The sequence below is a fragment of the uncultured Eubacterium sp. genome, assembly GCF_934561735.1.
GTDB lineage: Bacteria > Bacillota > Clostridia > Oscillospirales > Acutalibacteraceae > Eubacterium_R.
This window is the reverse complement of the sequence record NZ_CAKTGT010000002.1, coordinates 73115-94680: the sequence shown is the minus strand read 5'-3', so window position 1 is coordinate 94680 and position 21566 is coordinate 73115. Positions and strand designations below refer to the sequence as shown.

22 protein-coding genes and 6 tRNA genes are annotated in these 21566 nt (G+C 36.5%); 23 read left to right on the top strand and 5 right to left on the bottom strand.

Annotated features, from left to right (window positions below; all coding sequences use genetic code 11):
• Positions 1 to 28 precede the first annotated feature (28 nt).
• The 12 genes from lon to Q0E08_RS02340 all read left to right on the top strand — a co-directional run bounded on the left by lon (position 29) and on the right by Q0E08_RS02340 (position 7476).
• Positions 29 to 2431, top strand: a complete 2403-nt coding sequence (gene lon, locus Q0E08_RS02395) for an endopeptidase La (protein WP_294775870.1) — start codon at positions 29 to 31, stop codon at positions 2429 to 2431.
• A gap of 1 nt (position 2432) precedes the next feature.
• Positions 2433 to 3017 carry a ribosome biogenesis GTP-binding protein YihA/YsxC gene (gene yihA, locus Q0E08_RS02390; protein ID WP_294775865.1) on the top strand — a complete coding sequence of 195 codons (585 nt, stop codon included), beginning with the start codon at positions 2433 to 2435 and terminating at the stop codon, positions 3015 to 3017.
• A gap of 21 nt (positions 3018 to 3038) precedes the next feature.
• Entirely contained in the window at positions 3039 to 4313 is a 1275-nt protein-coding gene (locus tag Q0E08_RS02385) for a diaminopimelate decarboxylase (protein WP_294775860.1), read from the top strand.
• 109 nt (positions 4314 to 4422) lie between these two features.
• Positions 4423 to 4725, top strand: coding sequence for a YerC/YecD family TrpR-related protein (locus Q0E08_RS02380; protein WP_294775857.1), 303 nt, complete (start codon positions 4423 to 4425; stop codon positions 4723 to 4725).
• Complete coding sequence (locus tag Q0E08_RS02375) at positions 4679 to 5458, top strand: class I SAM-dependent methyltransferase (RefSeq protein ID WP_294775855.1); 780 nt, start codon at positions 4679 to 4681, stop codon at positions 5456 to 5458. Before Q0E08_RS02380 ends, Q0E08_RS02375 begins: the two co-directional genes overlap by 47 nt.
• Positions 5459 to 5460: 2 nt before the next feature.
• Positions 5461 to 6345 carry an Hsp33 family molecular chaperone HslO gene (gene hslO, locus Q0E08_RS02370; protein WP_294775852.1) on the top strand — a complete coding sequence of 295 codons (885 nt, stop codon included), beginning with the start codon at positions 5461 to 5463 and terminating at the stop codon, positions 6343 to 6345.
• A gap of 80 nt (positions 6346 to 6425) precedes the next feature.
• Positions 6426 to 6501, top strand: a tRNA-Val gene (locus tag Q0E08_RS02365).
• 30 nt (positions 6502 to 6531) lie between these two features.
• Positions 6532 to 6608 (top strand) — tRNA-Asp (locus Q0E08_RS02360).
• 7 nt (positions 6609 to 6615) lie between these two features.
• Positions 6616 to 6691: transfer RNA gene (locus Q0E08_RS02355), tRNA-Phe, on the top strand.
• A 4-nt stretch (positions 6692 to 6695) separates the two neighbouring features.
• Positions 6696 to 6771 (top strand) — tRNA-Gly (locus Q0E08_RS02350).
• 40 nt (positions 6772 to 6811) lie between these two features.
• A tRNA-Cys gene (locus Q0E08_RS02345) sits at positions 6812 to 6885 on the top strand.
• Between the two features lie 54 nt (positions 6886 to 6939).
• Positions 6940 to 7476 (top strand): nitroreductase family protein, encoded by a 537-nt coding sequence (locus Q0E08_RS02340; protein WP_294775849.1) that lies wholly within the window; start codon positions 6940 to 6942, stop codon positions 7474 to 7476.
• Positions 7477 to 7496: 20 nt separating this feature from the next.
• Here the strand turns inward: Q0E08_RS02340 and Q0E08_RS02335 are convergent, their stop codons facing one another.
• On the bottom strand, positions 7497 to 8555 hold the full coding sequence (locus Q0E08_RS02335) for a mechanosensitive ion channel family protein (protein WP_294775847.1): 1059 nt from the start codon (positions 8553 to 8555) through the stop codon (positions 7497 to 7499).
• A gap of 227 nt (positions 8556 to 8782) precedes the next feature.
• Here Q0E08_RS02335 and Q0E08_RS02330 point away from each other — a divergent pair, with 227 nt between their 5' ends.
• Positions 8783 to 9448, top strand: a complete 666-nt coding sequence (locus tag Q0E08_RS02330) for a hypothetical protein (RefSeq protein WP_294775844.1) — start codon at positions 8783 to 8785, stop codon at positions 9446 to 9448.
• Between the two features lie 89 nt (positions 9449 to 9537).
• Here the strand turns inward: Q0E08_RS02330 and Q0E08_RS02325 are convergent, their stop codons facing one another.
• Genes Q0E08_RS02325 through Q0E08_RS02315 form a run of 3 tightly spaced genes read right to left on the bottom strand, consistent with a single transcriptional unit; the run spans position 9538 to position 13179 of the window.
• Complete coding sequence (locus Q0E08_RS02325; protein WP_294775842.1) at positions 9538 to 10893, bottom strand: PFL family protein; 1356 nt, start codon at positions 10891 to 10893, stop codon at positions 9538 to 9540.
• Positions 10894 to 10908: 15 nt separating this feature from the next.
• Positions 10909 to 11178 carry an ACT domain-containing protein gene (locus tag Q0E08_RS02320; protein ID WP_294775839.1) on the bottom strand — a complete coding sequence of 90 codons (270 nt, stop codon included), beginning with the start codon at positions 11176 to 11178 and terminating at the stop codon, positions 10909 to 10911.
• 18 nt (positions 11179 to 11196) lie between these two features.
• Positions 11197 to 13179 carry a right-handed parallel beta-helix repeat-containing protein gene (locus Q0E08_RS02315; protein ID WP_294775836.1) on the bottom strand — a complete coding sequence of 661 codons (1983 nt, stop codon included), beginning with the start codon at positions 13177 to 13179 and terminating at the stop codon, positions 11197 to 11199.
• Between the two features lie 129 nt (positions 13180 to 13308).
• On the opposite strand from Q0E08_RS02315, the gene Q0E08_RS02310 reads away from it, so the two are divergent.
• The 8 genes from Q0E08_RS02310 (at position 13309) to Q0E08_RS02275 (ending at position 18176) form a co-directional block, all read left to right on the top strand.
• Complete coding sequence (locus tag Q0E08_RS02310) at positions 13309 to 14115, top strand: histidinol-phosphatase HisJ family protein (protein ID WP_294775833.1); 807 nt, start codon at positions 13309 to 13311, stop codon at positions 14113 to 14115.
• A gap of 9 nt (positions 14116 to 14124) precedes the next feature.
• A complete protein-coding gene (locus tag Q0E08_RS02305) occupies positions 14125 to 14604 on the top strand; it encodes an Lrp/AsnC family transcriptional regulator (protein ID WP_294775830.1) in 480 nt (159 codons plus the stop codon).
• Complete coding sequence (locus Q0E08_RS02300) at positions 14601 to 15782, top strand: aminotransferase class I/II-fold pyridoxal phosphate-dependent enzyme (RefSeq protein WP_294775827.1); 1182 nt, start codon at positions 14601 to 14603, stop codon at positions 15780 to 15782. The genes Q0E08_RS02305 and Q0E08_RS02300 overlap by 4 nt, the downstream gene beginning before the upstream one ends.
• Positions 15772 to 16647, top strand: a complete 876-nt coding sequence (ispE, locus tag Q0E08_RS02295; RefSeq protein ID WP_294775824.1) for a 4-(cytidine 5'-diphospho)-2-C-methyl-D-erythritol kinase — start codon at positions 15772 to 15774, stop codon at positions 16645 to 16647. The genes Q0E08_RS02300 and ispE overlap by 11 nt, the downstream gene beginning before the upstream one ends.
• 46 nt (positions 16648 to 16693) lie before the next feature.
• The gene (locus Q0E08_RS02290; RefSeq protein ID WP_294775823.1) at positions 16694 to 17290 is read left to right on the top strand and encodes a stage II sporulation protein R; all 597 of its coding nucleotides are present in this window, start codon (positions 16694 to 16696) and stop codon (positions 17288 to 17290) included.
• Positions 17291 to 17326: 36 nt separating this feature from the next.
• Positions 17327 to 17413: transfer RNA gene (locus tag Q0E08_RS02285), tRNA-Leu, on the top strand.
• Between the two features lie 101 nt (positions 17414 to 17514).
• Positions 17515 to 18039 carry a hypothetical protein gene (locus Q0E08_RS02280; protein ID WP_294775821.1) on the top strand — a complete coding sequence of 175 codons (525 nt, stop codon included), beginning with the start codon at positions 17515 to 17517 and terminating at the stop codon, positions 18037 to 18039.
• Entirely contained in the window at positions 18024 to 18176 is a 153-nt protein-coding gene (locus Q0E08_RS02275; protein ID WP_294775819.1) for a hypothetical protein, read from the top strand. The genes Q0E08_RS02280 and Q0E08_RS02275 overlap by 16 nt, the downstream gene beginning before the upstream one ends.
• A 191-nt stretch (positions 18177 to 18367) precedes the next feature.
• Here the strand turns inward: Q0E08_RS02275 and Q0E08_RS02270 are convergent, their stop codons facing one another.
• The gene (locus tag Q0E08_RS02270; protein WP_294775817.1) at positions 18368 to 19324 is read right to left on the bottom strand and encodes a D-2-hydroxyacid dehydrogenase; all 957 of its coding nucleotides are present in this window, start codon (positions 19322 to 19324) and stop codon (positions 18368 to 18370) included.
• Between the two features lie 141 nt (positions 19325 to 19465).
• Here Q0E08_RS02270 and Q0E08_RS02265 point away from each other — a divergent pair, with 141 nt between their 5' ends.
• Both Q0E08_RS02265 and radA read left to right on the top strand, forming a co-directional pair.
• The gene (locus Q0E08_RS02265) at positions 19466 to 20155 is read left to right on the top strand and encodes an N-acetylmuramoyl-L-alanine amidase (protein WP_294775814.1); all 690 of its coding nucleotides are present in this window, start codon (positions 19466 to 19468) and stop codon (positions 20153 to 20155) included.
• Positions 20155 to 21525: a DNA repair protein RadA gene (gene radA, locus Q0E08_RS02260; protein ID WP_294775812.1), complete on the top strand. Its 1371-nt coding sequence runs from the start codon at positions 20155 to 20157 to the stop codon at positions 21523 to 21525. Before Q0E08_RS02265 ends, radA begins: the two co-directional genes overlap by 1 nt.
• Positions 21526 to 21566: the final 41 nt, after the last annotated feature.

Sequence of the window (21566 nt, the reverse complement as noted above, 5' to 3'; positions counted from 1 at the left end):
ATTATAAATATTTTTAAGGATTTAATATATGAACAGCTATATTGATTTAAATAATTTTGAGGATATTCCCGTTGTCCCGCTTCGCGGACTTGTTGTTTATCCAAATATGAACCTGCATTTTGATGTAGGGAGAAAGAAAAGCATTGCGGCTCTTAACGAAGCGATGGACACGCATCAAATGATTTTTCTTGTTTCTCAAATTGATTCAACAATAGAAGACCCAACAGAAAGAGATGTGTTTGAAGTAGGCGTTATTTGCAAAATTAAGCAAATGATTAAAATACCTAATTCTTCAAATCTTCGTGTAATTGTTGAAGGCGTTTCAAGGGCAAGCATTGTAACAATGTATACTGACGGCGACCATTTCAATGCTGTTGTTGACAGAGCACCGATTTATGATGTTGAAGAATCTCCGGAAAATTCCGCATACATCAGAACTGTTAAAAAAGAATATGAAATATACGCTTCAATGTTTAAAAAGATTTCAAACGAAGTTGTTGCAAAAATTGTTTGCTGTGAAAATATTGATGAATTAACAGATTATATTTGCGAAAACAGCTTTTTCTCATTTTCGGACAAGCAGGCAATGCTTGAAGAATTCAATCCGGAAGAGAGAATTAAAAAGCTTGTTGTTCTTTTGAAAAAAGAAACCGCTTCACTTGAAATTGAAGCCGAAATCCAAGAAAAACTTCAAAAGGAAATAGACAAAAGTCAAAGAGAATATTACCTTCGTGAAGAGATGAAAGTAATTTCGGATGAACTCGGCGACAGCGAAACACCTGTTGAAGAAGCAGATGAATACAAAGCCAAAGTAAATAATCTGAAATGTACCGATGAAATAAAAACAAAACTTCTTAAAGAATGTGACAAACTTGTGAAAATGCCATCGGGTTCTCATGAGGGAACGGTCGTCAGAACATATCTTGACAAATGCCTTGAAATTCCTTTCGGCAAATATTCAAAAGACAGAATAAATCTTGAGAAGTCAAGAAAAATTCTCGATGCCGACCATTACGGACTTGATAAAGTTAAAACAAGAATTATCGAATCTCTCGCCGTATTAAAAAGAAATCCGGAATACAACGGTCAAATCATATGCTTATACGGTCCTCCGGGCGTCGGCAAGACAAGTATTGTTAAATCTCTTGCAAAATCCATGAACCGAAAATATGTTCGTATCGCTCTCGGAGGCGTTCACGATGAGGCAGAAATAAGAGGACACAGAAAAACATATATCGGTTCAATGCCCGGCAGAATTATGCAGGCAATTATCGACGCCGGAACAATGAATCCGATTGTGTTGCTTGATGAAATAGATAAAGTCGGAAACGACTACAAAGGCGACCCGTCATCGGCTCTTTTAGAAGCTTTAGACCCTGAACAAAACAACTCATTTAATGACCATTATATTGATTTTTCTGTAGATTTAAGCAAGGTTTTATTTATTACAACGGCAAATGATACTTCATCCATTGCCGCTCCGCTTTATGACAGAATGGAAATTATTGAGCTTAACTCCTATTCTGTTGAAGAAAAATTCAATATTGCAAAACTTCATTTGGTTAAAAAGGAAATGAAAAAGCATAACTTAACCGCAAGAGAGTTTAAAATCTCGGATGAAGCAATATATAAAATCATCGAGTGCTACACAAGAGAAGCCGGAGTAAGAGGTCTTGAAAAAAGCATTGCAACTCTTTGCAGAAAAGCAACTCTTGAGCTTGAAAGCGGTAAAAAATCATTTAAGGTTACTGACAAAAATATTTCAGACTATTTGGGAGTAGAGAAATATTCAAAAGATGAAATACCTGCCGATAATCAAATCGGTGTTGTAAACGGACTTGCTTGGACTCAGGTAGGAGGCACAATGCTTCCGATAGAAATATCTGCACTTGACGGTTCCGGTAAAATCGAGCTTACAGGTAATCTCGGTGATGTTATGAAAGAAAGTGCCAAAACCGCAGTAAGTTATGTAAGAAGCAAATCAGAACAATACGGTATTAAATCGGACTTCTACAAAACAAAAGATATACATATTCATGCACCTGAAGCTGCAATTCCAAAAGACGGACCGTCTGCAGGTCTTGCAATCACAACCGCACTTGTAAGCGAACTTACAGGTATTCCTATTAAAAAGAATGTTGCTATGACCGGTGAAATTTCACTTAAAGGCAAAGCACTTCCTATAGGCGGTTTAAAAGAAAAATCGATGGCTGCATACAAAGCAGGTTGTGATACAGTAATTATTCCAAAGGATAACTTTAAAGATTTGGCAGAAATAGGCACAGAGGTTAAAACAGCGGTTAGGTTTATTCCCGTAAACTCCTTTGACGAGGTTATAACTCAAGCGCTTGAATATATGCCAAAAAAAGATAAAAAACAAAATGTAATAATTAAATCAGATGAATCTGTTTCATCGGTGGTGACACAGTAATATGAATTATAACAAAGCAGAATTTGAAAAAGCATACGGCATATCAAGCCAACTTCCGCCAAGCGATATTACAGAAATCGCTTTTGCCGGCAGGTCAAATGTAGGTAAAAGTTCGTTATTAAACAAATTGTTCAACAGAAAATCGTTGGCAAGAGTAAGTTCGGTTCCCGGAAAAACAATTACAATCAATTTTTATGATGTTGACGGATATAAATTCGTTGATCTCCCGGGATACGGCTATGCCAAACTGAGTAAATCCGAGCGTGATCGCTTCGGTGAACTTATGGAAGGTTACTTTCAAAGCGGAAGAAACATAAACCTTGTTGTTCAACTTGTTGATATGCGTCATAAACCGTCACAAGACGATTTCGGTATGATTGACTTTATGAAACAAATGAATATACCGTTTATTGTAGTTTGCACAAAGGCAGACAAATTGAAAGTCAAAGAGTTTAAAAAAAGAGAACAGGAAATAAAGGAAGAACTGTCTATGGTAGACAGCGATTTGATTATTCCGTTTTCTTCACAAAACGGGCTTGGACTTGATAAAATTAAAATGTTAATTGAAAAATCACTTACCGATTAAAGGTAATTTGAGGAGGATAAAATGAATAAAACACCATTTCTTTCATTAGAAAAAGCACAGGAAATCATCAAAGATTATCCTACACCTTTTCACATTTACGATGAAAAGGGAATAAGGGAAAATGTAAAAGCTCTTAAAGAAGCTTTTGCATGGAATGAGGGCTATAAGGAATACTTTGCGGTAAAAGCCACTCCAAACCCATTTTTAATTAAAATTTTGCAGGAATACGGTTGCGGTTGTGACTGCTCGTCAAAAACAGAACTTATGATGGCAAAAACAATCGGTGCAACGGGCGATGATATTATGTTTTCATCAAACGACACTCCTATTCAGGAATTTAAGTATTGCAACGACTTGGGCGGTATCATCAATCTTGATGACATCACACATATTGAAGCTGTAGAAAAAGCTTGCGGCAAACTTCCTAAAAAAATGAGCTGTCGTTACAATCCGGGCGGACTTTTCAAAATCAGCAATGATATTATGGATAACCCGGGCGACGCAAAATACGGTATGACAACAGAGCAGATATTTGAGGCTTTCAAAATTATGAAAGAAAAGGGTGTTGAGGAATTCGGTATCCATGCTTTTCTTGCTTCAAACACAGTAACAAACGAATACTATCCAATGCTTGCAAAAGTTCTTTTCGAGCTTGCTGTTGAGCTTAAAGAAAAAGTTGGCGTACATATTGGATTCATCAACCTTTCGGGCGGTGTAGGTATTCCTTACAGACCTGACCAAGAACCTAATGACATCAGAGTTATCGGTGAGGGCGTACACAAAGTCTTTGACGAAGTACTTGTTCCTGCCGGAATGGGTGATGTAAAGCTTTGCACAGAACTCGGTAGATTTATGATGGGTCCTTACGGTGCTCTTGTAACAACAGCAATCAACGAAAAGCACACTCACAAGGAATATATCGGCGTTGACGCTTGTGCAGTTAACCTTATGCGTCCTGCAATTTACGGCGCATATCATCATATTTCGGTTTTGGGCAAAGAAAACGAAGAATGCAACACAAAGTATGATGTTACAGGCTCTCTTTGCGAAAACTGCGATAAGTTTGCTATAGACAGAATGTTGCCTAAAATTGATATGGGGGATATTCTTTACATTCATGATACAGGTGCACACGGCTTTTCAATGGGTTATAATTATAACGGAAAACTCAAGAGTGCTGAGATTCTCCTCTGTGAGGATGGCTCATACAAACTCATCAGAAGAGCGGAAACTCCAAAGGATTATTTTGCAACATTTGATTGCTTTGATTTTTACGATGAATTAATCAAAGAATAATTAATAATTTTAGCGGCAGGAAAGTTTCTTGCCGCTTTTTTTAAATTTTGCTTTACTATCACGATTTAATGTGTTAAAATATTAGCATACTAAAGACGGAGGCTTACTTATGAATAATAAGCTGCATAATAAAAATGTGGATTTTTTGTTTAAGGCCATTTTGGCTCTTGAAAATACAGAAGAATGTTATGACTTTTTTGAAGATTTGTGTACCGTTCAAGAGCTAAAAACTCTCAGCCAACGCATCGTTGTTGCAAAAATGCTCTCGGAAAAATCTGTTTACACGGATATTGTTGAACAAACAGGTGCGTCAACTGCCACAATCAGTCGTGTAAACCGTTCTCTCCAGTACGGTTGTGACGGATATGATAAAATATTTGAAAGAATCAACGAAAACGAAAACAATGAGTAGTTATCAAACTTTTGCTTATCTTTATGACGAACTGACTCAAAATGTTGAATACGAAAAAAGATGTGATTACATTCACTCGTTTTTTGAAAAGGACAACATTAAATCAGGCGTTATTTTGGATTTGGCTTGCGGAACAGGGTCTATGAGTATACCTTTTATAAAAAAAGGGTATAGCATTATAGGTATTGATTGCTCAGAAGATATGCTTGAAATCGCCTCAGAACGACTCTCAAACAAAAGCAACAATTTTTCCTTGCTTAAAGCTAAAATGCAAAATTTCGAACTTTCAGACAAAATTGATGCGTGTATTTGCTGTCTTGACAGTATCAATCATTTGAATAATAAATCCGAGGTTCAAAACACATTTCAAAATGTATACAAATCGCTGAAAAATAACGGATTATTCATTTTTGACGCCAATACGGTTTATAAACACAATAATGTTCTTGCAGATAATACTTTTGTATTTGACGAGGATGATTATTATCTTGTATGGGATAATGAAAAAATCGATGACAGAACCGTTCGTATTTTACTTGATATGTTTATATATAACGGTTTATCATACGACCGATTCAGCGAAGAATTCTGCGAAACGGCATATACCGTTGAAGAATTATGCCAAATGCTTAAAGATGCCGGATTTGATAATATTAAAATATATGATGAACTTTCGCTAGACAAACCTAAAGAAAACAGCGAAAGAATTTATTTTGTGTGCAAAAAGGTGTAATAATGGGAAAAATAGTAAGATATATTGCAGTAGACGGCTCCGCATTCGTAATTGCAACCGACTCTACTGACATTGTATATAAAGCAGAACAAATTCATAAAACGTCCGCAACCGTAACAGCTGCTTTGGGCAGACTTATAACAGCAACATCAATGATGGGTGATATGCTCAAAGACAAAGATGACAGCATTACGGTAAGAATGAACGGTGCAGGTCCATGCGGCGATTTAATTGCCGTTTCAGACTATGAGGGTAACACAAGAGGATATGTTCAAAATCCGGTTGTAGAAATCCCGTTAAAATCTAACGGCAAACTTGATGTATCGGGTGCAGTAGGTACAGACGGCCAACTTTATGTTATTAAAGATATCGGAATGAAAGAACCGTATGTCGGTCAAGTGCCTATTGTAAGCGGTGAGATTGCAGAAGACATTACAAATTACTTTGCAACCAGCGAACAAACACCGTCGGTTTGTGCTCTTGGTGTTCTTGTTAATCCTGATTTAACCGTAAAAAAGGCAGGCGGATATATCATTCAGCTTTTGCCGGGCTGCCCTGATGAAATTATTGATATTATTGAAAAAAATGTTTCGGAAATTCCATCCGTTACCCAAATGCTTGACAGCGGTATGACTCCCGATGAAATAGCACAAAAAGCCATGAAGGGAATAGAACTTGACAAGCTTGATGAAAGTACCGCAGAATACAGATGCAACTGTTCAAGAAAAAAAGTGGAAAACGCTCTTATTTCTACAGGTATAGAAGCACTTACCGAAATGGCAAATGATGATAAAAATACTAAAGTAGAATGTCACTTTTGCGATAAGGAATATGTTTTTACTCCGCAAGATATTCAACATTTAATTGATGCTTCAATCAAAAAATAAAAATTTTAAAAAAGTTGAAAAAAAGTGTTGACATTTTTGTCAAAATACTGTATAGTATAACACGTTGCAAGTAGCAATTCGGAAGCATAGCTCAGCTGGGAGAGCACCTGCCTTACAAGCAGGGGGTCACAGGTTCGAGCCCTGTTGTTTCCACCACTTCCAAGGCGAAAGCCTTGGAATATAAATGGCCCGGTAGTTCAGTTGGTTAGAACGCCAGCCTGTCACGCTGGAGGTCGACGGTTCGAGCCCGTTCCGGGTCGCCATTTATATGCTTCTGTAGCTCAGTCGGTAGAGCAGAGGACTGAAAATCCTCGTGTCGATGGTTCGATTCCGTCCGGAAGCACCAATTTGCGGATTTAGCTCATCCGGTAGAGCGTCACCTTGCCAAGGTGAAGGTAGCGAGTTCGAGTCTCGTAATCCGCTCCACATAATAGAAAACACTAATTGTGTTTTCTATTAATTTTATGGCACCATAGCCAAGAGGTAAGGCAGAGGTCTGCAACACCTTTATCCCCAGTTCAAGTCTGGGTGGTGCCTCCACAAAACCCGAGTCTTACGATTCGGGTTTTTAATTTTCGAAAGGTCAGATAATTTATGGATTTTAACGATGTAATCAAATCAAGAAGAAGTATAAGAAAATATTGTGCAGATAAATCTGTGACTTCCGAACAAATCGAAGAAATTATTAAATCGGCAATTTATGCACCGTCTTGGAAGAACTCACAAACAGCAAGATATTATTGTGCGGTTGATCAAGAGGCGATTGAAAAGGTAAGAAATTGCTTACCTGAATTTAATCAGAAAAATTCTGAAAATTCTGCATTAATTGTTACAACATTCGTACATAACCGTTCCGGATTTAAACCCGACGGAGAGCCTCAAAACGAATGCGAAAACGGTTGGGGCTACTATGATTTAGGCCTTGCAAACGAAAATTTACTTCTTAAAGCAACCGAATTGAGCTTAGGAACGCTTGTAATGGGTATCAGAGACGGTGAAGCATTAAAGACAGCGTTGGATATCCCGAATGAAGAAACAGTCGTTTCTGTCATCGCTGTAGGTTATCCGAATATCGAACCGGAAAAGCCAAAAAGAAAAGAACTCACAGATATTATTAAATGGGTAAAATAAAAGAGGGAACAGCCCCTCTTTTATTTTTGTACATATACGGTTTGAGTAGGATATGCAAAATCCGTATCATTGTTTTCAATAATCTTTTTAATGGCGAGATTAAGCTCATTTTCGATTTTTAGGTACTCATCCATATCGGATGTTTCAGTGTAGCAAACAACCTCAAAATTAAGGGCACTGTCGCCGAATTCTCTGAAATGTATTCTGCAAGGCTCCGGAAGAATGTCTTTGTTATCAACAATGTATTTTTGTATTTCGTTTCTGACTTTTTCTATCGTTTCGTTTGAAGTTGAATAGACAAGACCGAATGTCATCTTAATTCTTCTTTTATCCATCATTGAAATGTTTGTAACGGCTTCTTTTGTCAAAGTTGAATTCGGAACAGTTATAACACTGTCGTCAAGAGTACGAATCTTTGTACTTCTCATTGTAACTTCTTCAACGAAGCCTTTAACGGTCGCAGATTCAATTAAATCTCCGACTTTGAAAGGTTTGTCAAAAATTATAATAAAACCGCTTATAAGGTTTCCTACGGCGTCTTGTGCCGCTAAAGAAACAGCTAAACCTCCAACGCCCAAACCGGTAAGAAGACCGTTTACATTATATCCCAATTCGCTTATAACCATCACAACGCCAAAAGCAATTACAACAATTTTAAGTATATTTGCCAAAAACTTGAGTGCGGTTGTATTCATAGTATCATCGGCATTTTCACCGAATCGCAAGCTAAGAAACAAATTATCCGACAAATAATTAATTATGCCCCAACATATAATTAATATAATTAAAATTTTGAACACCTTTGTAACCCCGGGCTTGTTGTAATTTATTGCAAAGGCGATGTACAAGCCGATTGTACCGATTAAATAAGCAAGCGGCTTTTGAAGGGAATTAACAAGCAAGGTCACTTTTTCCTTGTTATTTCTGAAAAAAATTCTTCCGAAAACATTTATCAAAGCATTTGAGATTTTATTTTTAAAAACAAATAAAATCAAAAACACTGCAACACCTAATACCAAATCAATTATTTTATCGGTATCGTTCACAAAGGTCGATAGAGAATTGATGAATTTATTCATATTGCACCTCGTTTAAAACTATTTTATATAATATATTTTAGCTCATAGTTCGACTGAATTCAATCAAATTCTATTAACAATTCTACAATATAGAGTATATTATTAGTATAAATATTACTAATGTTTACAGTTTGTTCACAAAAAATAACTATAAAATTAAAAATAGTTATTGAATTTTAAAATAAATAATGGTATACTACATTCATACTTATAAGGAGGGGACTGCTTTGAGTAAAGAATCAAAAATCGCAAAAAAAGAAGCTAAAGCCGCAAAGAAAGCTGCTAAGGCTGAAAAAAAGCAGGCTAGCCAATACGCAAAACTTGTAAAAAAGATAGACAAGAAAAATGCAAAGGCTGAAAAGAAAGCTAACAAAAAAGGTAAACCGTTTACACCTGCACCTATTCCTACACAAGAGGAAGCATTTGCCGGTGTTCAACAAAGCAAGGGTAAAAAGGTATTTAAACTTATCATTTTAATTCTTTTAATTTGGTTGGTAATTTATTTCTTGGTTATGTGGTTTAATTATGTAGCACCTATCAAAAATGCTGAAGAAAATCCTGACGATTCAACTTCAACAGCTCAGGAATATGAGAGATATGTAAATGAGCACGAAATTACAACAACTAAAAACTACAGCGTATCTGAAGCAAAGGCTCTTTTGAAGCAAGTTCTTCACGATAATTGGAGAACACTTTCATACTCAAGTGATCCTTCATCCGCTACTATTAACTACACATCAAACATTGTTACGGTTAATAATGTAGATTGTTATGAATTTAATGCAAGCGGCAAAACTTATGCGGTTGCAATTAATCTTTCAGCTGTATATGTAAGCCAAAACGGTGAATATGTTCCTGTTACATTCCATGGAACTTCACTTATCACAAAGTAAATAAATACATATTTATACCGTCGATTTTTTCGGCGGTATTTTTTATATTAATAAAAGGCGGTCATTGACCGCCTTAATAATTATAATAATTAGTTTTTAAGTGAATGTAACGGAGCAGGGATTTTACCGCCGCGAGAAATAAATTTTGCAGGGGAATTGGTGTTAACCTTCATAACAGGTCCCGAGCCCAAAAGTCCGCCGAATTCAAGTACATCGCCGTCTTTCTTACCAACCGCAGGAATAACCCTTACAGCAGTTGTTTTTCCGTTTACCATACCTATAGCTGCCTCATCTGCAATAATGCCGCTGATGACCTCAGGAGTGGTATCTCCGGGGATAACAATCATATCAAGACCAACAGAGCATACTGCTGTCATAGCTTCAAGTTTTTCAATAGAAAGAGCACCCGATTTAGCAGCAGCTATCATACCGGCATCTTCCGAAACAGGAATAAATGCACCCGAAAGGCCGCCTACGCTTGAAGAAGCCATAACTCCGCCTTTTTTAACAGCATCATTAAGCATTGCAAGGCAAGCGGTAGTTCCTGCCGCACCACACTGTTCAAGACCGATTTCTTCCAAAATATGGGCGACCGAATCGCCGACAGCCGGGGTAGGGGCTAACGAAAGGTCAACGATACCAAACGGAACTCCCAGTCGTTTACTTGCAAGAGTACCGACAAGTTGACCCATTCTTGTAACCTTAAACGCAGTCTTTTTGATAAGCTCGGCTATTTCATTAATTGAATAATCAGGATGCTTGGCAACTGCAGCTCTTACAACACCCGGACCTGAAACGCCGACATTAATCACGCAATCAGGCTCGGATACACCGTGAAATGCACCTGCCATAAATGGATTATCCTCAGGAGCATTACAGAATACAACAAGTTTACCGGCTCCGATACAATCATTGTCTTTTGTAAGTTCTGCCGCTTCTTTTACCTTTTGACCCATAATACGAACAGCATCCATATTGATACCGGCTTTTGTAGAACCGATATTAACGGAAGAACACAAATGCTCTGTTTGAGCGAGTGCCTGCGGAATAGAATCAATAAGTTCTCTGTCACCGGCTGCAAAACCTTTTTGCACCAAAGCAGAATAACCGCCTATAAAGTTCACTCCGATAGTTCTTGCGGCTTTTTCAAGTGTAAGAGCATATTTTACAGGATCACCGCCGCTTATTCCGGCTAAAATCGAAATAGGAGTAACACTGACTCTTTTATTAATAATAGGAATACCATATTCCTTTTCTATATCTTCACCGGTTTTAACAAGATTCTCGGCTTTTGTGCAAATTTTGTCATACACCTTTTGGCATGACTTATCTATATCACTGTCGCCGCAATCTAAAAGGGAAATACCCATTGTTGTTGTTCTTATATCAAGACATTCATCCTGAATCATCCTTATTGTTTCAAGTATGTCATATGTATTAATCAAAACAATATCCTCCGGTTATATTCTGTGCATCGAATTAAAAATATCCTCATGCATCGCATGAATTGACAATCCGTTTTCTTCTCCGTACTTTGAAAGCTTTTCTGCAAAAGCAGGGAAGTCAACATTGGATTTTGAAGTATCAGCCATCATCATCATACAAAACATATCTTGTAAAATCGATTGTGAAACTTCTGTAACATTTACATTACATTCCTTGCAAATTCCCGAAACAGAAGCAAGAATACCAACCATATCCTTACCTACAACAGTAATTACACATCTCATAAAAATGTCCTCCGTTATTTATATTTTCTTACTTTTATAGTTTGAAAGGTTGGAGCGTGATTTTACTCCGTTTGCAACCTTTACGGCTTGAACTTTATAATAGTAAGTTTTTCCTTTTTTAAGCTTTTTATTTGTGTATGTTTTTGACTTTGTACTACCGATATAACTATAGGTGCCTTTTTTGCTTGTGGCTCTGTAAATATAATAGGTTGTTGCTCCGCCGACTTTTTTCCAAGAGATTTTGGCCGAAGTTCCGCTCTTTGAAACGGAAATTGACGGAACGCCTACATTGGCAAACTTGTAATCTTTTTTTGTACCCTTGCTATATCCGTATCTTGAGGAGCAATTCTTATAATTGTTTGCATAAACATTACCAGATGCATTTTTATCAAAATAAATGGCATATTTACTGTTTGAATTAAATACATTGCCCTTTATAGCAGAAACATTACCTTTTGCATTAATCTGAAGTGCATTTGATTTTGATGATGAAATATTGTTTTTTTGAATACTGTTTACTTTTGCCGCACCGATTAAAATGCCGTTTTTGCCTGAATTTGAAACAACATTTGATTCAATCACATTGGAATTACATCCCGAGTTAATAACAATACCGCTATTGCCTACTCCGTTAATGTTATTTCTTGTCAACTTGTTGCTCTTACTTGAAGATGCAACTAAAATACCGTTTGAAAATCTTGTTATTCTGTTGGAATTTACAGAGTTTGAATTTGAAGCATTTGCTAGATAAATTCCGTATCCGCCGCTGCTTCTTGAACTTGTAATCGTGTTTGAGTACACCTTGGAATTTACTGTATCGTAAAGTCTTATTCCGTGTCCGGTTGTGTTAATAGTATTATTGTGAACCGAAATTTTATTAACCGCATAATTTCCTACAGGTGCATATGAATCATATTTGCTTTGCTTTGAAGCTGTAACATTATTGCCGAAAACATAAATGCCCGATGCGGTTGCAATATCTTCGGTAGCTTTTACGCTGATAGTGTTATTGTAAATATTTGATGCACAATTCTTATTTATCGAGCCGTTTTGGTCAATTTCACAAACGGTTCCCAAACGAGAATCGTTTCTCATAAGATAATAATTGATTCCTTCACCGCAATCGGTAATTGTATTGCCGTAAATGTTTGTATTTACAAATGCGGTACAGCTAATGGCAGAACCGGTAAGATTTGTAAATGTGTTATTTCTGATTGTAATATTTTTTTGGTAATAGCTGTGGAACATTGACTTTGTACCAACACCGCTGACAAGGTTTTTAAAAGTACAGTTTTCAACGGTAATATTACTGTTCATTGTTCCGTCATAATAAGGAAAGCCTGAAAAATGTTCTTCCTCTTCAAGTATATCAATTTGAATGGCTTCACAGCTTGAAGAAGTAAGGTCACCCAAAAAGCCGTCAAAAGTACATCCGCTAAACACAACATTTGTTGAGCCTGCAACTTCAACAAAGTGTGACATATAACCGTTTGTAAAAGAAACATTTTCAAATCTTACATTGCTTGCATGTGCAATTCTTGACAATGTCGACTCGTTACCGTTTTCTGCGGAATAGGTCAACTCGCCGCCTCTGACGGTAAAATTAGTTAAACCGCTGTAGCCGTAATAACCGCTTGGTGAATTTATAATATTGCCTCGACCTGCACAGTTATTATAAATTTTAGTTCCGTTTGTCAAATCCAAAACAGTATTACTTGTTGCAATGTTTGTTTTGGTTATTGAATATTCACCGGCAGGCATTTTAATTGTCAAAACATTTTGCTCATTTGCATTTTGAGCACAATACTGAAGAGCCTGTTTTAAAGGTTCTGTAATATCGTTTGAAGCAAAAGCATCAACAGGAATTTCCTGAACAGTATTTGAGCCGGAATCAAGAATTTGAATTCCGTCCGCAGCAAAAACATTTGTTGCCGAGAAAGGGAAAATACATGTAACTAAAATAACTAAACTGATTATTGATGAAACAACTTTCGATTTCATTTAACTCTACCTCTTAATAAAATATTATATCTATTATATGTTCTTATGCAAAGATTGTCAAATAAATATTTTAAATTTAGTATTTTATTTTTATTAACATTGTGATATAATATTGAGCCGGGTGATATTATGAAATACCGAAATATTTTTGATACTCATACACACTCCGTTAATTCGTTTGACGGTCATCACAGTTGCAAGCAACTATGCGAGGGTATAATAAAAAACAACGGAATCGGCATAGCGATTACCGACCATTGTGACATAGACGGAATGAAGGATGATTGTTGGTCTTTTCAGGACAAACAATTTAACGAAGTACTTGAAGCAAAAGCCGAATTTCAACAGATTACTGTATTTAATGGAGTTGAACTCGGTCAAGGTCTTTTTGAAAAAGAACTTTCTGAAAAATTCCTTTCCGCTTATGATTTTGATTTTGTTTTAGGTTCTGTTCACAATCTTAAAAATATGGAAGATTTTTATTTTTTAGATTACAAGCAGTGTGACATTTACAGCTTGTTGCAACAATACTTTAATGCTTTGCTTGATTTGGTGAAATGGAACCAAACCGACAGTTTGGCTCATCTCACATATCCCTTGAGATATATTGTTGCAAGAGAAAAGATCAATGTTGATATGTCAAAATTCAATGATATTATCGAAGAAATATTTGATACTGTTATTAAAAACGAAAAGGCAATTGAACTTAATGTTTCCGGTCTTTCAATGGATATGAACGACACACTGCCTAACAAGAAATATATTAAAAAATTTCACGATATGGGCGGAAAATATGTTACCGTCGGCTCTGATTCACATTATTTTGATAAAGTGTGCAACAATATTGACAAAGGCTATGACATATTAAAAGAATGCGGCTTTGACTCATTTACGATTTTTGAAAAAAGACAGCCAAAACTAATTACTATAGAATAAGGAGATAAAATGGACAGATTATTATATTTGCTTGAAACCAATCCAAGACTTACAAATGCCGAACTTGCGGTTATGCTCGGTGTAAGCGAAAACGAAGTTAAAGAACAAATCAGAATATATGAAGAAAGCGGCGTAATCAAAGGTTATCGTGCTATTATTGACAAAGACAAGGTAAACGCAAAATCCTGCACGGCACTTATCGAAATTAAAGTTCAGCCAAAGTTCGGCCACGGCTTTGATGAAGTTGCTCAAAGAATAGCAAATCTCGAAGAGGTAGAAAGCATTTACCTTATGAGTGGAGGATACGACCTCTGCTGTATAGTTCAAAACAAATCATTTGAAGAAGTTGCAATGTTTGTTGTAAAACGACTTTCTCCGCTTGAGGATGTTGTTTCAACAACTACAAACTTTATTCTCAAAAAATACAAAGAGCAGGGCATCAGCTTTGCAGAACCGACAAAAGATGACAGGGGGACAATCTCACTGTGATTGACTATAATGAATTTTTAAATCCTAATCTTGTTGATGTTAAGCCATCGGGAATAAGAAAGTTTTTTTCAATCGCAGAAGAAATGGACAATGTTATTTCTCTCGGTGTAGGTGAGCCTGACTTTTTGACTCCGTGGCATATCAGACAACAGGGAATAGACTATCTTGAACGAGGAGCAACAAGATATACCGCAAACGCAGGTCTTATTGAACTCAGAAACGAAATTTCAAGATTCTATACACGAAAATACCTTGTTCAATACGACCCTAAGACAGAGGTGCTTGTAACCGTTGGCGGCAGTGAAGGCATTGATATGGCTATCCGCACTCTTATCGGCAACGGCGATGAAGTACTTGTTGTTGAACCGTCATTCGTTTGTTACAAGCCTATAATTGAGGTTTCGGGCGGTAAAGCTGTTCCTATAGCAACAAAACTCGAAAACGAATTTAAGCTTACACCTGAAGATATTGAAAACAATATTACACAAAAAACAAAGGCTATTGTGTTTCCTTTTCCTAACAATCCAACCGGTGCTACAATGAATGAACAGGAACTCAAAGCGGTGTGTGAAATAATAATCAAGCACAATCTTTTTGTAATTTCAGATGAAATATACAGCGAGCTGACCTACACTCCGGAGGGACACATCTCAATAGCTTCAATCGCCGGTATGAAAGAACGCACAATCGTTATCAACGGCTTTTCAAAAACATACTCTATGACAGGTTGGAGACTTGGCTATGCACTTGGACCTGCGCCTGTTATTAAACAAATGACAAAACTTCATCAGTTTGCTATTATGTCAGCACCTACAAACTCACAATATGCCGCAATAGACGCATTAAGAAACAGTGACAACGACATCAAAAAAATGGTTATGGACTACGATATGCGTCGCAGATTTACGGTTAACGCATTCAGAAAAATCGGTCTTGAATGCTTCGAGCCCAAGGGTGCATTTTATGTATTTCCGTGCATAAAATCAACAGGCCTTTCAAGCAATGAATTTTGTGAAAGACTTATCAAAGAAAAGCGTGTTGCTGTTGTTCCGGGCAGTGCTTTCGGCGAAAGCGGCGAAGGATATATCAGAGCATCATATTGCTATTCCATTGATAATATCAAAGAAGCAATTACAAGAATAGGCGAATTTGTTAAGGAACTTAAAAATGAAGATTAAAGTAAAAGCTTATGCAAAAATAAATTTAATGCTTGATATCGTTGCACAAAGAAAAGACGGCTATCACGATTTGTTTATGATTATGCAGTCGGTCGGTCTTTACGATACCGTAACCGTTGAAAAAACAAAAGGCAAAAAAATTACTCTTTCCTGTGATGAAGAGCGTATTCCGCTTAATGAAAAAAACATTGCATACAAAGCGGCAGAGGCGTTTTTTAAATCGAACAATATTAAAGATACGGGCATTCATATTGATATAAAAAAACGAATTCCGCACGCTGCCGGACTTGCCGGCGGAAGTGCCGACGGCGCCGCAGTTATCGTGGCACTTAATAAAATATACAAGACAAATTTGAACAACAAAGAGCTTTGTAAAATAGGCGTTAAAATCGGTGCCGATGTACCGTTTTGTATTTGTGGCGGTACACTTCTTGCACAGGGCATCGGTGAAGTGCTCAATCCTGTAAAACCGCTCCGCAAGTGCTTTATCCTGCTTGCTAAGCCAAAAGCAGGAGTCAACACCGGCAATGCTTTCAAGGCTTTTGACGAAAACGGAAAGGTACATACTCCTGACAAACTCGGTATGCTTTATGCCATGCAATCAAGAGATTTAGAGCAAATATGTACAAAAATGGAAAATGTTTTTGAACAATTTATCGAAGTGCCCGAACGTGTTTATATAAAAGAAATTATGCGTTCAAACGGAGCACTCGGAACATGTATGAGCGGCTCAGGACCTACTGTTTTCGGCATATTTTTAAACAAAGAAGATGCCGAAAAATCAGCCAATGAACTAAAAAAATACGCCAAAGACATACATATTTGTTTGCCTGTAAGCAAGGGTTGCAAAATCGAAAGCGAATAAAAATAACAAAACCTGCCAATCATTTGTTTGAAAGGCAGGCTTTTTTATGTCAAAAAAAATATATTTATTTGTACCTATATTCTTAATTGCTTTGGTTTTGTTCAGCATTATGTCACCGATTAACACATTGTCAAACGACATCAGCCAAAAGGTATTAAGGTTGCACATATTGGCAAACAGCAACAGCAAAGCAGACCAAAATTTAAAAATGATGGTTAAAGACAACATTTTAAAAGACACGGCATATATTTTTAAAGATTGCAAAACACTTGATGAATCGATAGAAGCAGCAAACAAAAACATAAATATTTTTCAAAAATCAGCTGAAAAAACATTAAAAAACTACAACAGCAATTATTCGGTAAAAGTATATGTTGACAAAGAATTTTTTGATATAAGGGAATATAAGGATTTTACATTGCCGTCGGGATATTACAATACAATAAAAATTGTAATAGGGGAGGGTAAAGGCCACAACTGGTGGTGTGTAATGTATCCGAGTGTTTGTATATCTGCTTGCACAGACGATTTTGACAAAGTGCTCACAAAAGAAGAAAAGAAAATGATTACATCAAAAAAATACATCCCGAAATTTAAAATTCTCGAAATAGTTAATAAACTTAAAAATAAAATTAAATCTTGACATTATATTAAAAATCAATTAATATATATGTGTTGTGCTGGTGTGGCGAAATCGGCAGACGCAAGGGACTTAAAATCCCTCGGTAGCAATACCGTACCGGTTCAAGTCCGGTCACCAGCACCAAAGCAGTGTTCATTTGAGCACTGCTTTTTTGTTTTGTATGCAAAACTATCGAAAAAGGATATATAAGCGGTAGTTCTAAAATAGGTTCAAATAAAGTTGATTTGAATTATATAAAATCAGATGAGTATCGTTCCAAATTCTCAAAACTGACAGATAATACTAAAGTTAATGAGGCTATACGAAATGCAACAAGCGGAATGTTGACACATAGAAACGGCACAAATTTTGAAGATTTATATGTTATTGATGCAGAAACAGGCGATGTTGTTATTCGCCAAACTAACGCAATAAGAGAATTGACAGTCAATTTATCTAAAGAACAGCGAGAAATGTTGCTAAATGCTAAAGCAAACGGCAGAAAACTTATCGGAATACATAATCATCCAACTAACATAATGCCAACGGGTAGCAATTATTTAACAAGCTATTCAAGAAATTACGAATTTGGACTTGTCGCTACTCATAACGGAGAACTTTATATGTATAATTGTAACGATAAATTCATCGGAGGATTGTACGATATGGAAGTTGACAAGTATATAAAGAATGGATATAATGTTATTAAAGCACAAGAAAAAGCTTTATCAATACTTAAAGGATATGATTTTCAATGCGTGAAGAAGTAAGAAAAATGCTCAATGAACCGTATCATTTAGATTTGTGTCGTGATTACAGTTTCTTAACGGAAGAAGAACTCGATGAATGTATCGAAGAAGTAAAAAAAATGATTGCTGAAGAACGAGCAAAGAAAAAGTTGAATTAATAACATTAAAATATTTGAAAGCATAGCGAAAGCTGTGCTTTTTTATTATTCGAAAAAAACAAGCAAAAGAAATTTAGCACAGTAGATTATTCTATTGTGCTTTTTTTATGCCCTGCGAATAAGGCGTTTAAACTGTTCGGATTGTAGTAAGACAAAAGACACTTTCAAATACGAAAGTGCCTTTACAAATTTTACTTATTAACAACATTTTGCGGATTGCCGTCAATAAACGCTTTGAGGTTATCCTCAAGTATGCCCAAAAGGCGTTTTCTTGTTTCGTACGCAGCCCAAGCAATATGCGGAGTGATTATACAATTCTTTGCTGTAAGAAGTGGGTTATCGGCTGTTGGCGGTTCAACTCTCAACACATCAACTCCTGCCGCCTGAATATCACCGTTATTAAGTGCATCGGCAAGGTCTTCATCATTTACAACAGGACCTCTTGATGTATTAATTACAATAGCACTTTTTTTCATTTTTGAAATAGCGTTCTTATCAATCAAATTTTCTGTCTGCGGTGTAAGAGGACAATGGCAGGTGATTATATCACTTTCATTACAAAGCTTGTCAAAATCAACAAATGTAACATTTTTGAATTCATCAGGCTTTGGATGAGGAGTAAACACCAAAACGTTCATACCGAACGCTCTTGAAATCTCTGCAACTCTTTGTCCGATTGAGCCGAATCCGACTATACCGATTGTTTTTCCGTCAAGTTCTGTTAACGGTGCTTTCCAGAAGCAGAAGTCGGGGCAAGATGTCCATTCTCCGTTATGAACAGCATCACTGTGAAGTGAAACCTTGTTTGTAATTTGCAAAATAAGTGCAAAAACAAGCTGTGCAACCGCTGCTGTTGAATACGCAGGAATATTTGAAACAACAATACCTTTTTTCTTTGCCGCATCACAATCCACAACATTATATCCTGTTGACTGCAAGCCTATATATTTTAAGTTTGGCATCTGTTCAAGCATTTCTGCTGTGATTATAGTTTTGTTTATGATAAGAGCGTCTGCATCTTTTGCACGCTCAAGTACTTCTTCCGGTGCAGTTCTTTCATATACGGTAAAATCGCCGTACTTCTTAAAGTTTTCCCATGATTGGTCACCCGGATTTGTCGTATATCCGTCTAAATTAACAATCTTCATAATATCACTCCTTTATCTTATAGTACAAATTATATCCCTTCTAAATAAATAAATCAACCGATTTATTGAAAGATTGATAAATATATTGTATAATTTAATCATATTATTAATGTCTATACTTTTAACCAAAACGGTGATATAATGAAAAAGGCATTAATGATATTATTTTCCGGATTTTTACTTATAGCAGTTTGCATAAACATAAGTTATAAAATTGATGATGTTATGGTAAAAACAGTCGGCATCAATAATGTTAAAACAAAAAAGACTGTAATCATTGACCCGGGTCACGGAGGAATCGATGTCGGTACCGTCGGAATTGACGGTTCACTCGAAAAAAATATTAATCTATCAATATCCCTTGATTTGTATGATTATCTTATGGTTTCGGGAATAAACACCGTTTTAACCCGTGACGGCGATTATGAGGTGTACAGGGCAGGGGAGAAAAGAACAAAATCCGACCTTTACAATCGTATGGACTTTATAAATTCTGTTCCAAACAGTATTTTAATTTCAATCCATCAAAATCATTTTGAAAACGAGGCAGAATGGGGGACTCAGGTTTGGTTTTCTCCGAATGACGAAATCAGTCCGACACTTGCAGACAAGATTTTACAAAGCGTAAAGAAAAATATTCAACCGGAAAACAAAAGAGAAAATAAAGTATCAGATAACAGTTATTACATATTATACAAAGCACAGAAGCCGTCAGTTATGGTTGAATGTGGCTTTGTAAGCAATAAAAATGAAAACAACAAATTGCAGGATAAAGAATATCAAAAAGATATGGCATATTCTATTCTTGCAGGAATTTGTGAGGATGTATAATGGCAGCAAAAGTAAAATCCGTATATGTGTGCAGCGAATGTGGATACGAAAGTGTAAAATGGTTTGGTAAGTGCCCGGGTTGCGGCGAATGGAACACAATGGAGGAACAAACTCCGGTTGTTTCCGCAAAAGGCGTTACAAGGTCAAAAGCAACAATAAAGCCTGTTCAAAGGCTTAACGAAATCGACAGCGACATTGAAAAGCGACTTTCGACAGGCATAAAAGAATTTGATAGAGTGCTCGGCGGCGGAATTGTAGAAGGAAGTTTAATTTTACTTTCAGGTGATCCTGGTATCGGCAAATCAACTATTTTGCTTCAAATATGTCAAAGTTTAGGACAAAAACACAAAATATTATACATCAGCGGCGAAGAATCTGCTCGGCAAATCAAACTCCGTGCCAACAGGCTCGGTGTTGATACCGACAATTTATTTATTCTTGCCGAAACCGATGTTTCAATTATAGTTGAAACAATAAAGGTTGAAAAGCCGGATATGGTTATAATCGACTCAATTCAAACAATGATGATTGATGATATTTCATCATCTGCCGGCAGTATTACACAAGTAAGAGAATGTACAAATATTTTTATGCACCTTGCCAAATCGCTCGGAATCCCGATTTTTGTCGTTGGCCATGTTAACAAAGACGGTGCAATTGCTGGTCCGAAAGTGCTTGAACACATTGTTGATACTGTATTATATTTTGAGGGCGAACGCAATTATTCATACAGAATTTTGCGAAGTGCAAAAAACCGATTTGGCTCAACAAACGAAATCGGTGTTTTTGAAATGACGCAAGGCGGAATGAACGAGGTTGAAAATCCTTCACTTATGATGCTTTCGGGCAGACCGAAGAATACAAGCGGAACATGTGTTGCATGCACCATGGAGGGCTCACGACCGATTCTTGCTGAAGTTCAAGGACTTGTTACTTCATCAGGTTTTGGCACACCGAGAAGAATGAGCACAGGATTTGACTACAACAGAATGAGTATGTTGATTGCCGTGCTTGAAAAGCGTGCAGGATATTTATTCAACGGAATGGACGCATATCTAAATGTAATAGGCGGATTAAAGCTATATGAGCCTGCGGCAGATCTAAGCGTTGCAATGGCGCTTATTTCATCATTAAAGGACAAACCTGTAAACGAAAACACACTTGCATTTGGTGAAATCGGACTTGCAGGAGAAATCAGAGCCGTAAATAATTGTGAGCAAAGAATTACCGAAGCTCAACGCCTCGGCTTCACAAAATGTATAATTCCGTTCCACAATTACAAATCTTTGTCAAAAGATATAAAAATAAGTATGGATATAGTACCGGTTAGAAATATCCGTTCAGCTTTTGATGCAATTACTGAAGAATAAGAAAAGCATATAATATTTAGAAAGGAAAAGCATTGTTTAAA